The sequence below is a fragment of the bacterium genome, assembly GCA_016786595.1.
Classification (GTDB): Bacteria; Bdellovibrionota_C; UBA2361; order SZUA-149; family JAEUWB01; genus JAEUWB01.
In genome coordinates this window covers 1-12088 of record JAEUWB010000060.1, presented here as the reverse complement: position 1 = coordinate 12088, position 12088 = coordinate 1, and the positions used below count along the sequence as shown (strand labels likewise).

General features: G+C 44.9%; 12 protein-coding genes. 8 read left to right on the top strand and 4 right to left on the bottom strand.

The window, feature by feature from the left end:
* Nucleotides 1-62 precede the first annotated feature (62 nt).
* Nucleotides 63-662 carry a superoxide dismutase gene (locus tag JNK13_10775; GenBank protein MBL7663220.1) on the top strand — a complete coding sequence of 200 codons (600 nt, stop codon included), beginning with the start codon at nucleotides 63-65 and terminating at the stop codon, nucleotides 660-662.
* Nucleotides 663-861: 199 nt separating this feature from the next.
* Here JNK13_10775 and JNK13_10770 read toward each other — a convergent pair whose 3' ends face one another.
* Complete coding sequence (locus JNK13_10770; protein ID MBL7663219.1) at nucleotides 862-1626, bottom strand: FliA/WhiG family RNA polymerase sigma factor; 765 nt, start codon at nucleotides 1624-1626, stop codon at nucleotides 862-864.
* Between the two features lie 346 nt (nucleotides 1627-1972).
* Here JNK13_10770 and JNK13_10765 point away from each other — a divergent pair, with 346 nt between their 5' ends.
* A complete protein-coding gene (locus JNK13_10765) occupies nucleotides 1973-2527 on the top strand; it encodes a hypothetical protein (protein MBL7663218.1) in 555 nt (184 codons plus the stop codon).
* A gap of 223 nt (nucleotides 2528-2750) precedes the next feature.
* Here JNK13_10765 and JNK13_10760 read toward each other — a convergent pair whose 3' ends face one another.
* On the bottom strand, nucleotides 2751-3731 hold the full coding sequence (locus JNK13_10760) for a Gfo/Idh/MocA family oxidoreductase (protein MBL7663217.1): 981 nt from the start codon (nucleotides 3729-3731) through the stop codon (nucleotides 2751-2753).
* Nucleotides 3732-3971: 240 nt separating this feature from the next.
* On the opposite strand from JNK13_10760, the gene JNK13_10755 reads away from it, so the two are divergent.
* The 4 genes from JNK13_10755 to JNK13_10740 all read left to right on the top strand — a co-directional run bounded on the left by JNK13_10755 (nucleotide 3972) and on the right by JNK13_10740 (nucleotide 8767).
* Nucleotides 3972-4979 carry a ParA family protein gene (locus JNK13_10755; GenBank protein MBL7663216.1) on the top strand — a complete coding sequence of 336 codons (1008 nt, stop codon included), beginning with the start codon at nucleotides 3972-3974 and terminating at the stop codon, nucleotides 4977-4979.
* 96 nt (nucleotides 4980-5075) lie between these two features.
* A complete protein-coding gene (locus JNK13_10750; GenBank protein MBL7663215.1) occupies nucleotides 5076-6050 on the top strand; it encodes a protoheme IX farnesyltransferase in 975 nt (324 codons plus the stop codon).
* A gap of 8 nt (nucleotides 6051-6058) precedes the next feature.
* Nucleotides 6059-7246, top strand: a complete 1188-nt coding sequence (locus JNK13_10745; GenBank protein MBL7663214.1) for an aminotransferase class I/II-fold pyridoxal phosphate-dependent enzyme — start codon at nucleotides 6059-6061, stop codon at nucleotides 7244-7246.
* A 198-nt stretch (nucleotides 7247-7444) separates the two neighbouring features.
* Nucleotides 7445-8767, top strand: a complete 1323-nt coding sequence (locus JNK13_10740; protein MBL7663213.1) for a pyridoxal phosphate-dependent aminotransferase — start codon at nucleotides 7445-7447, stop codon at nucleotides 8765-8767.
* Nucleotides 8768-8921: 154 nt separating this feature from the next.
* On the opposite strand, the gene dcd is transcribed toward JNK13_10740, so the two are convergent.
* The gene (gene dcd / locus JNK13_10735) at nucleotides 8922-9479 is read right to left on the bottom strand and encodes a dCTP deaminase (GenBank protein MBL7663212.1); all 558 of its coding nucleotides are present in this window, start codon (nucleotides 9477-9479) and stop codon (nucleotides 8922-8924) included.
* 351 nt (nucleotides 9480-9830) lie between these two features.
* On the opposite strand from dcd, the gene JNK13_10730 reads away from it, so the two are divergent.
* Both JNK13_10730 and JNK13_10725 read left to right on the top strand, forming a co-directional pair.
* On the top strand, nucleotides 9831-10271 hold the full coding sequence (locus JNK13_10730; protein MBL7663211.1) for a hypothetical protein: 441 nt from the start codon (nucleotides 9831-9833) through the stop codon (nucleotides 10269-10271).
* Nucleotides 10272-10295: 24 nt separating this feature from the next.
* On the top strand, nucleotides 10296-10457 hold the full coding sequence (locus tag JNK13_10725; GenBank protein ID MBL7663210.1) for a hypothetical protein: 162 nt from the start codon (nucleotides 10296-10298) through the stop codon (nucleotides 10455-10457).
* 393 nt (nucleotides 10458-10850) lie between these two features.
* On the opposite strand, the gene JNK13_10720 is transcribed toward JNK13_10725, so the two are convergent.
* A complete protein-coding gene (locus tag JNK13_10720) occupies nucleotides 10851-12071 on the bottom strand; it encodes a hypothetical protein (GenBank protein ID MBL7663209.1) in 1221 nt (406 codons plus the stop codon).
* Between the last annotated feature and the right edge of the window lie 17 nt (nucleotides 12072-12088).

Genomic DNA, 12088 nt, shown 5'->3' with positions numbered 1-12088 from the left:
TGTCTGCGACACAACTTATTTCTCAGGCTCTCTAAAGATTTTCACTAAGGAGGCACTTAATTATGCCACATGAGTTACCAGCACTAGATTACCCATATAATGCACTAGAACCGTTTATCGATGAGCAGACGATGAAGTTGCATCATGACTTACACCACGCTGCATATGTAAAAGGTTTAAATACTGCTGAAGCTAAGCTAGCTGAGGCTCGTGAAGCCAATGACTTTGCGCTGGTTAAGCACTGGTCGAGAGAACTAGCATTCCACGGTGCAGGCCATTTCTTGCACTGTATTTTTTGGAAGAACATGGTGCCTAATGGCGGCGGCAAGCCAAGTGGAGCATTGTTAACACAAATTGAAAAAGACTTCGGAAGCTTTGATGCTTTTATGGCGCAATTTAAAGCTGCCGCTACTGCAGTTGAAGCTTCTGGCTGGGCAATGCTTGTCAAAAATCACCCTGCTCAGAAACTAGAAATTCTTACAGCTGAAAAGCACCAAAATTTATCTCAATGGGTTACTGAGCCACTATTAGTGATTGATGTTTGGGAACATGCCTATTACTTAAAATATCAAAATCGACGTGCTGAGTACGTCGAGGCATTTACTAAAGTAATTAATTGGAAGTACGTCGAAGCACGCTTTGGCGGTAAATGTTGTAGTTAGAGTTGATACTGCTGATTTCGCGCCTTATAAACTTAAGCTTGAACATGAACCTAGCCTGATCCTTAACCTTATTCCTCTAAAAATAAGGTTAAGGGGCATACGTTAAATTATTGAATGTTTGGCTTAAAATACTGGCGAAGGATCAGCTTAAGTCTAAGTTCAAGCCTAAGCTATTATTAAACGCTCAGGCATTGATAACCTAAGCGGCGATTGTAGCGAGTGAACGTTTCAAGTAGCCTTTCAGTCTAAGTAAGGCGCGTGAGCGGACTTGCGAAGCACGTGACTCAGTTACGCCAATAATCTCACCAATTTCTTTTAGATTCAGCTCTTCGTAGAAGTATAACGTAATTACCAGGCGTTCTTTTTCGGGTAAACGGTCGAGTGCTCGGGAGATAATTTCAATTCGCTCAGACTCGAGTAAATTTGAAAGCGGGTCAGGGTTAGCGCTTGGTAAATATTCATCTGCATTAAAGCGTTCTTCGCCGTGTCCGAACCCAAGTTCATCAAAACTGAGCATAAGTACGCCGCTCACTTCAGAAAGCATCCGCTGGAGCTCGTCGATTTCTAGGCCTAATAGCTGGGCAACTTCATCGTCATCTGCAGGGCGGCCAAGCTCTTGTTCGATTTTTAAATACGCTTGCTCGAGTTTATTGGCTTTATGTCTGAGCGAACGTGGGGCCCAGTCCTGTGTACGGAAACTATCTAAAATGGCTCCGCGGATGCGGAATTGCGCATAAGTTGCAAAATTTGTTTCATGGCGAGGGTCATATTTTTCAAGCGCATCAACTAATCCGATAATCCCGGAGTTGATCATTTCATTGATGTCAACATCAGCTGAAAGGCGTCCAGCTAAGCGATGAACGACCCGTTTAACTAGAGGCAAATAAGCTTGAATTAGCTCCTCGCGCTCGAGTTCTTCTTGAATCTTTTGTTTACTTTTTGTAGCAGCTTTTGACCTTGACACAACTTGAACACTCCCTGTTACTCTAAATTAGATGCAGAGAAGTAATTTCCGGTCTTTTAAATTTTTGCTGATATGTCGCTAGCACTGATAAGTGTTTTAACTTATTGATATCGCTTTAATTTTTTATCTGCTCTGCATAAATAGAGCGTAGACTAGAACGGAGATTCTGTAGGCATTTCCAGGAATTTTACGTCCCCGAGATCTTGCATACAAGATTAGAGCAGATAATTTTTCTATTTCTTCCTGAGAATTTCTTGGTTTAACTTAAGAGTAGCTTGCAAAAGCGTGACTCTATCTCTAAAGCGCGGTATATTATAGGCGTTAGAATGTTGTGAGGAAATTTATTGTGAGTTCTCAGTCGACTGTTGGATCGCGTCTTAGAGTGTTAGTTGCAAAATCATATCGCGCAGAGCAGCTCTATGCCTCAATGCGTCATAGTCTTTCCAATAAGCCCGAAGTTATTACCGATATCACTAACGACTATCGCGCGCAGGTTTGGCTTAAAGCCCACCAGGAATTAAGAATTAAACTAAATGAGATTATCGGCTTGCCGTATGGGGTAGGCGTGCAAGAGTTAATTAAATTAAAAGCGCAATTTGAACGCAAAGTCAGTGAATCGAATATCGTGATTGAGCGCGTTTCTAAAAAACTCGCTGAGTGTTCAGACAAGCAAGAATTTGCCTCAGTGGTTAAGCTTGGACTTGAACTTGTTCAATACAAATCTCAAGCGCAGGCCTTTCAAGTCGTTGCCGATGAACTAAAAGATGTTTTAGCTGGCAATGCCGAGCGTAACGCTAAGCCTAGTGAGCAAGCTGCAAGTAACGATGACCAGGTTAAGGATCAGGCTAGCGAGGCTTCAAATGTGGTTCAGTTTCGGCCAAGGCGCGTAGCCGCACGTTAGGTGGTCAACAATAACCTGATTGTGGCGTAGGCTTGAACTTATACTTTCCCTTCTCCATTCCCTTTTTCAATTACGCATGAACTCTATTCATGCACTGGGCAGTGAGGCATAAGGCTTTCCAAAAAGTCGAAGTGCAAGCCTAAGCAGCAAGGAATGTATTAGAGCAATTCACGATTCTATGTAGCAAATAGTAAGTTACTCTAAGGAGCGCTTATAAAACGCTCTAAGCTCCGTAGGAGGAATTCCGAATTTGCTCCAGAAGCTCGGCTCGTAAGATCCTGCGTGGCTCTACGAAACTTGCTGTTCGCTCGGTAATCGTGCAGTAAAAATCTTCAAACATTAATCGATAGTGATTTGCCGGCGGACAGAACTTGACGAGTTGCTCTGTGTTGCTGCGAATGGAAATTCGCGCTTGCTTGTTACGTGGAATATGAAAGGCTTGGTGGCAAGTAATCGATCCAGCCGCACAAGTAATGGTGTAGGTGTTAGACTTTTCAGTTTGACAACCAAAGTTAAGAATTGCAGTTGCCCCATTAAGGCAAGAGATTTTTGCTTGGCCTGCTAGGTCTACCCCTGTTGACCCAATGCGCAGCGAAGACTCAAGGCTAGTTGGCTTTAGGTCATACATGTGGAGTAAGTCGATCAGATAACATCCAACATCATTTAAAGCTCCTCCTGCGCAGTCGGCCTTTAAACGAATATTCATTGGGTCATCTAAATAGTAGCTAAAACTTGCTGTGAGGGCTTTTATTTCACCGAGTTGATGAAGTTTAATTTGGCTCTGAATAAACTGGTGTTGCGGGTGGAATTTATACATAAAAGCATCGCGGATATAGCAGTGCTGCAGATTTGCTGCGGCTGCAGTTGAAACTGCTTCATTCGCGGTAATTACCCCGGGTTTTTCACAGAGAACGTCCAGTTTTAAGCTGAGAGCTTTAGTTGTCCACTCAGCATGGAGGTGATTAGGAAGTGCAATATAAATAGCATCAACTAGACCTGAATTGAGTAAACCAGAATAGGAATCAAATATTTTAGTAGCTGGAAGTTTCTCGGATAGGAGTTGATGTTTTTCATTTGAGCTAGCGCTAATCGCTGAAATAGCGAATTTGTTTGCTAGTTCAGTTAACACAGGTAAAATTACTCGCTGTGCATGTTGTCCTGAGCCGAGAATTCCGAGTCGAATTGGAGAAATTATTTGTCGCACTGATTTTATCAATAGCATCAAATTTGTGGGAAGTAAAAATCAATGCTTCAAGTCACAAAAAATAATTAAAATTTTCTAACATCATTCCCTGAAAAATTTTTTGATTAGCGTGGATAATAAATATCTTTACAGAAAAATTACCTCCGTTCATATTCAACAGTTCCTTCCAGCTGATCAGCAGTTTCATCGACGAGTTGTTGCTGTGTGGTAGTGGATGTAGTGCATTAGGATTTAATTTTCATGAGCGTAATCAGCTTCACATCTCTCAAGGGTGGAGTAGGTAAGACATCACTTTCAGTTAACGTTGCGCATGCTTTTGCTTGCCGTGGATGTCGCACGTTGTTAATCGATTGCGATCCAGCAGCGCACGCCACTCGACTTTTTACCAAGCACGATGCCGCGCGGACTAATTCTGCGGCGCTAGCCAAACTGTTTTTAAATCGTGAAATTCTGACTGAAGAAAGTGATGAAGAACGTCTGAGTTTGTTCGATCAATTGCTAGATCTCGATGGTTTGTGTGAGAATGTGCGCCCTTCGCTTGATCTGATTGTTGGCGGTTCTGAACTAAGGCACCTAATTTGGGGCGTTGGTGCTAAGGCTTTTGCTAAGCTTTTCCCTCAATTAATTCACAATCTCTATGACGAATATGACCAAATCATTATCGATACACCACCTGATTTTAATGTGATCACACGTAATGCCATTGCTGCAGCCGATTTAGCAGTCGTTCCTGTTGATGCTAGCGAAATGGCGATTTGGAGTTTGGAGGAGCTTGTCGAAAATGCCCGACATATTCAAAGGCCACGTTGGGCGATTGTGCGCACGATGGTGAATCGTTCAGCCTCGCGTGTGCGAGCGCTTGGCGCAGAGCGTATGACTGCGAATTTAAATCTTGACGCCTCTCAGGAGTTAGGGAGTTCTGAACAGGACATCGCCACTAAAGACAGTTTCTTGTCACTACTCCGTAGCTGCGAGAAGAAAAATAAAGCCGCAGACCCTGCATTGAAAAAGACAATCGACACTCGGCCAATTTATCTGCTGCATGCCATGATTTATCGCACCGAGCAGCAAAATCAATTAAGCTTTCTTTCGCAAACTGCCTTCGATCGCAAACAGGCTGCAACGCTTGCTGAGAATTATTTACATGTTGCGCGTGAAATTGAAGAGCTAATTACTATCACGCAAAAATTACCCGACGACTTGCTACCAGAAATTGATTTGGGTTTTAGCCAACAGCTCGCTGGATAAGAGCAGGCGAATTTCGCTTGAAATTAATCACATATTAACTGAAATCTGCCAAAGCTTTAGCATTTTTACGCTTTATGTTAGGTATAACTTTTCCGTATGAGTCAGTTTAGTCCATCACAAACAGCAACAAATGTTATTTCAGGTCGCAGCCATGCGCAGGCTAATCGTGCTCATACCTTATTCACTGAGGTAGCAGTTAAGGATCTAGTTGCTTTGACAAAGCCTGGAATTATTGTGCTGCTTTTGATCTCAACACTTTGCCCGATGGTTTTAGCCGCAAAGGGGCAAGTTGGACTCTCCTTGATGGGCCTGGTGCTTCTCGGCGGCGCATTGATGTCAGCATCTGCCAGCACTCTAAATTGTATTTGGGATCGCGATATTGACGCAATTATGCGGCGCACCAAAAATCGCCCACTACCGGCGGGAAGAATTAGTCCGGAATTTGCGCTGTGCTATGCAATTTTACTTGCCGGTGTAGGGTTCTTTATTTTGCATTACTACGTTAATCCACTTGCTGCTGCCTTGTCGTTATTTGGCCATTTGTTTTATGTGCTGGCCTATACAATTTTTTTGAAGCGTTTGACCCCACAAAATATCGTGATCGGCGGCGCTGCTGGTGCGATCCCACCGCTGGTTGGTTGGGCGGCTGTTACAGGTGAAGTTAATTTTACGGCCTGTATTTTATTTTTAGTAATTTTCTTATGGACTCCACCACATTTTTGGGCCTTAGCCCTCAATAAAAGTGCAGATTATGAAAAAGCAGGAGTCCCCATGCTGCCAAACGTACAGGGCAAAGTTGCCACTAAGTGGCAAATGTTTCTCTATGCACTCTCTTTAATACCCGTCAGTGTTTTACTATTTCTAAGTGATCAAACACTGGGACTTACCTCACTTATCGGATTAGTTTTACTTTCCAGTTTATTTGCCTTTCGCACCTGGAGACTGATTGGGATTGATCATCAGCTATTTCCTGAAAAGCATGACAAAGAAGCTTGGTCAGTTTTCGGATTCTCGATGATCTACCTGGCGTTATTTTTTATTTTAATTGTTATTGATTCAACTCTAATTTAAGGTCAAAAATGAAATTCGCTATCCGCACAACACAAATTCTCGAATCACCAACATTGGCAGTGACTGCAAAAGTGCAAGCTAAAATCAGTCAAGGACTTCCAGTGATTGCTTTCACTGCGGGGCAACCACATCTCTTACCGCCTGATCAAATGCTTAAGGCACTTGCTGATAATGCTAATCAATCCAAATACACTCCGGCCTCGGGAGTAGCACCACTGCGTGAGAAAGTTGCCCAGCGAGAAAGTGAGCGAAACGGGCGCAAGTTTAAAAAAGAAAATATCTCCGTCGCTGCTGGAGTAAAACCAGCGCTTACTTGCTCGCTGATGTGCCTAGTTAACCCCGGCGACAAGGTGCTTTTAGTTGCGCCATTTTGGCCAAGTTACAGAGAAATCGTGATTGCTTGCGGTGGTATTCCAATTGTTATTCAAACTAATGCTACGGATAACTATCGCCTGACAACAGATCTCCTTAAGCAAGCCTTTGTCGAACATGGCGGGTCAAATCTTGCTGCGATAATTTTAAATTCACCGAGTAATCCAAGTGGCATTGTTTACACCAAGGATGAGTTTTTGGGATTTGCCGATGTAATTCGCACACACGCCCCGCAAATTTCAATCATCAGTGATGAAATTTACGAGGACATTTTACATCAGGGACAAGCGCATTTTTCTCTGTTAGGGCTGGCTCAGGATCTAAACGTTGTCAAAGTTTCCGGCTGGGCCAAGGGCTATGCAGCACCTGGCTGGCGAATCGGCTATGCGGTGGGGACAGAGGAATTTATCACTCGCTATGATGCCACACAAAGTCAATTGATGGGCAATCCTCCAGCGCCACAGCAATATGCCGTGATGGGAGCGTTTGACGACCACGGGGCGTTTCCGCGCGAACTTTCCAAGATTTATCAAGGCAATGTGCAGAAAGCTTCAGAGCTTTTTGAAAAAGCCCAAATCCCTTTTATTAAACCACAAGGGGCGTTTTACTTCTCATTACTGCTTGGAGACTATGTCGGCGCAGGTAAAAAATTTGCTGATGACTGGGCACTAGCTGATTATCTCCTTGAGAATTTTAATGTTGGCGGAATACCGCTTTCACCTTTTGGAGGGCCTGCAGGGCTGCGTTTAAGTCTTGCTTGTGACCCAAATCTAGTGGAAGAGGGAATGAATCGCATCATTGCTGGGCTTAAATCTCTGCGCTGATAGTGTTTTGATTAAGTTTTTAGCGTCTGCTATAATCAACCTTTCCACTTTTGTTCTTTCTTTACTATAGACGGGTAGTTTTTTTGTCCTTGCTATTCAGATTTTAGATCATTCTAAATGACTTTCCTGAATGGCAGGGAACGAATCGAAAGGTTTTTTCTCTCCCACGACTTACAAAAGTCAATCCTGGGGAAACAAATGAATAGAATCATGAATGCAGCATTTGCTGCTATCCAACCATCGTCAACGCTTGCCATCGCTCGTGCTGCCAAAAATATGAAAGCAGAGCATGGCCCTAACTTCGCTGATTTGGCCTCAGGTGATGTGGCAGATCATGGACCAATATTTACTTTGTTCAGAGAGTCTGCTCTTACTGCGGCACGAGTATCAAGTTCTTCTCGTTACCCGACGCAAAACCCAGAGCTTGAAGAAGCTATTCTTGAACTCCACGCAAAAGTTCGCGGTGGAAATCTCGGCTACCGAGACCCTGCAATCATCTTCTTTGGAGGAGGGTGCAAGGGAGCACTTTCGGCAGCCTTCAAAGCTTTTGCTAGCTATCGGGACCTGGTTGTTCGGGGGTCTGTCGGCTGGCCTAGCCATCCAGAGATTGCTGCACTCGAAGGCCGTGCATGGGAGACTATCCCAACAGAATCCACCGCAGGTGTCCTGACAGGTCAGCAGTTATTGGATTTCATCTCTGGTCGACCAAGGAACGAAGGTCTCGAGGAAATGCCTCTCGTTAAGATCTTACTTCTTGAAACCCATGTCAATCCAACAGGAGTATGCCACACGGCAGAACAAATGCAGGAGCTGGCCGAGGCAGTCAGGGCACTCGTTAAGAGATACCCAGACTGCGTGATCGTGATTGATGGGGTCTATGAAGCGATTACCTTCGGGGAGAAGCCAATTCCGCACTTACTTGCGTATGCGCCGGAACTTTCCGAAAGGGTGGTTCTGTGCGGCAGCCTGACTAAGTGCTTTGCGCTTGCCGATCTTCGGCTCGGTTATATGATCGGCGAAAAGCCTATGATCGACAAGCTCAAGAGCGCATATGGGCATTTGCAAAACGGCGTTTCATTCTTCCTGCAGGAAACAGCTCTGAGTGTCATGCTAAACGGCGTCGGCTATCCCACCGCCGCAGAGCTCCTCGGAGACGAAGAAGCGCCTCCAGGAAGGTCAGTTCCAGGTCTCCTTGGGCTTTGGGCCTTCGAGCGAGTGCAGAATATCAAGTCTGCGCTTCAGTGCACGATTCTCTCCATGGTTGGTGATCCAACAGGGGCAATCTACGTCTGCTTAGATGTGAGCTCCTTTATCGGAGTTGAACATCGTGGCCAAGTCAGTCAGGATGCGACACAGATCGCCGAGCGACTGATGGAGGAGGCGCTGGTGGCAACGATGCCGTGCGGCGGGATGGGACTTCCTAACTGTCTACGGATAACGCTTCTAGGGGACCAACTCGCTGACGTTGATGCCGGCATCGAGCGTATGCTTGGGTGGTTTGGCGTCAACGTAGCTGCCTAGCTGGGATCTGAGCCGAAAACACTACAGGTCGTCGAAATTAGCAATTTCGGCGACCTGAGTTTTTCTCCTTGGCTGCTTTTATTTTTTTAATTTTGGTTAGAAATTCGTTCTCTGCAGTTTTTTAAGTAGTTTCCTTAAAAAAATCTAGAAAAGTCTACTCCTCAAAAAACTCATCTTCAAAAATCGGACGCCCGACTGCTTCTTGATTGCGGTATTTGCCTGTCTGGTCATAAGGGATAGAGGCTGCAGTTTTAAGTTCAATCAAGGCAGCGCGGGCAATTTTCATCTTCGGATAAAGTAAAATTGCATTGGGGCCGTGATTGGCAAGTTCCAGCGTGACGCAGCGGTTTGTGTGCCCGGGATAAACAAGCATCGCAGTTTGGACAATTGTCAGCCCGACACGGGCAAGTGTGCTACGGCCTTCAATTAAAAATCCAAGTTTGGTTGAAACCGTCACTTTCTCGTATGTATGAGCGAGTACAAATTCGCTGGGTTGTAGTTCGTAAGGCTTGTCCATGGAGATTGTGATTTCATCATAATCTGGGATTTTGTCGCTTTTAATATCGACGACTTTGCCTGGTTTAGGGCGCAGTAGCTTTTCCCCGAGGTGTAGAGTTAATCCTGCAGGACGAATTGACTTGTCGTAGAAGGGGTCTACAGCAATCCAACCTTTTTTAATCGCTTCGCGGATATCTAAATCTGAAAGCATCATAGCTTAAGCTCCAATAGATTGGGGATGAGCTTAGCGGATCTAATCTACTACAACAATCGCTGAGTTTAAGAGTGGTGTTGGGTCTTGGTTGCTTAGGCATAGGCTACTAGATGTCATCTTGAGCGAAACGACGAGCCAAGTATGGCGAGGAGTGAAGTCGAAAGATGACATGGGTCAAATAAGAATAAGTTCAAGCCTAAGCCTAGGGGAGCGATCTCATCCTAGTTAACTAGTCTTACACCTCGCGGAGTTCCGCTTGAAGACGAGCTAGCGCTAGTAGTACTTGTAGAGCTACTACTCGACGAGCTCGACGACGATGAACTAGAGCTCGATGAACTTGAAGTTGAAGAAGTGCTCGTTGAGGAGCTACTACTTGAGCTTGAAGAACTTGAAGACGAGCTACTGGCCGAACTGGCGCTAGTAGTACTTGCGGAGCTACTACTTGACGAGCTCGATGAGGACGAACTAGAGCTCGATGAACTTGAAGTTGAAGAAGTGCTCGTTGAGGAGCTACTACTTGAGCTTGAAGAACTTGAAGACGAGCTACTGGCTGAGCTGGCACTGGTTGTACTTGTAGAACTGCTGCTGGAAGAAGAGGAGCTTGAGGATGAAGAGCTCGAGCTTGATGATCCAGAAGAAGTGCTTGATGTTCCGCTACTACTTGAGCTTGAAGACGAGCTTGCATTCCCGCTTGATGAGGAAGATGAGCTTGTTGAGCCTGAAGATGATGATGTAGATCCAGAGCTACTGGATGAGCTTCCAGTGCCTTGGCATTCAGGATTTTCAGGGTAAAGATCGCAGCACTCCTCGAAAGTCATGCTACCGCTACTACCAGCCTCTCCCTCAGTTTCTACAAGTTCTAAGCAATTCGGAATCGGTCCACCACTTGAGCTTGAGCTTCCAGTTCCGCTGCTTGAGGTTGTTCCGGAGGAGGAGCTACTGGAGGAGCTTGGAGGGCAGTCGTTTGGTTCAGGATAGCAGAACGGGATACGGTTACTACAACCCTTACATGGGCAGGTGTTGGGCGTGCAGTTATACTTTCTTGTTTCTCCGTCATCGCAGAGTTCGCGGCATTTTGGGTTAAATGCGCATTGTCCCCAGGTAGAACCGCCTGGAGGTTGCGGGTCACAATCTTCTAATCCGTTGCAGCGTGGGTGTTCACGACAATCACCGCTTTTAGAACCGCACTGTTCGCCTGCATTTAAACAGCGGCACCACTGGCCATTTGAACCGCAGCATTTTCCATCTCGAGCAGGGTCGCAGGAACCACCGTCATAGCTACCACCATTACACTGAGCAAATGCACTGCTAACAAAGCCGAAACTAACTAAAGCTAGCAATAGCGAAATGTTTAATATTAGTGATTTATACTTACTCATGGACTGCTACCTTTAACTGCTGCTCATTGAAGCGTGATAGTAAATAAATGGCATACGCGGCATCAGTATTGGCCTTTATATTGTTCGCGCATTCCGAACCATGTGACCTATAAGATGCAAGATATCCGAAATCTCCGTCGCAAATTTTATGTATAGGGGTATCCCAAACTGCTAGCACGAAATGCTCCATGAGGGCTTGAGCATCTGCCTTAAAGTCTTGATTTTTCTCGGAAAGATCAAGGAGCACCTCGATACAGGGGTGGACTTGGGAGGCCGATGAGAATAATAGCTGCTTGTAATTACGCTCAGAGAAATCAAGTTTTTTGAATAATTCTTGCAGCTCTTCATAGTACTTAGGCTCCTCAGCTGAGCGAGCAAACTCAAGTTTAGCTAGAGCTATCCAACAGCCATCTTCGCGAAACTCAGAGATTCCGGGGACGATATTGCCGTGGGCTGAGTCGGATTGAATCGCTAAATCTAGCAATTTTTTTCCTGCTTCCTTAAAGGCAGTACGGTCTTTCTCGAAAAGATCAGCTTTATAAGAAATGCTGCGCTTGTTACGTAAAAATTCCACAATTTTCTTATCACCAAGCATGCCATACACGAGGGCCATTTGGCGCGCGCCTACAGCAAGTAGCATTGATTCTTGTGCGTGTTTCTTGGGGTCAAAATTTGATTCTACGACTTCGCGGAATCCACGCACTGCTTCATAGATTCGATCGGTATAGGCAATTTCCCCAGTAGTTTTAAAAGCAAAGAAAATCTGCGCAGCACTCCATGATAAATCAGTGCCGTCTGAAATTTTATACATTTCATCATAGATCGATGAAATTTTACTGAGATAAGAAGCCTCTTTAGAGAGATTTAATAGAGCAGAGTATGCAAGTATTTTCCAAGCGTAAGAGGGGGCCGTCTGTTTCCCCTCAAATGCACACTTGCCTTCGGCATTACAAGTTTTAATTTCAAATGCTTGGCTCTGTGTTTCTAGATTTTTCAAAAAGGTTGAAGTTTTCTGCGCCGCCTCTATGCCAGTAATTGTGAATTCTTTCTTGGCTTTTGGTTTGCTTTTTATTTCCACATAGCCGCCCTTATCATCAACAGGGATCAACCGGAGGACGACAATTAGCAGGATTACAGCAATGACTGCTCCAAGGATGAATTTTTGGACCAGTGGGGATACTTGTTTTTCAAGAGGAGTTTTTTCAGTGCTCATAATAAAGATATATAGCT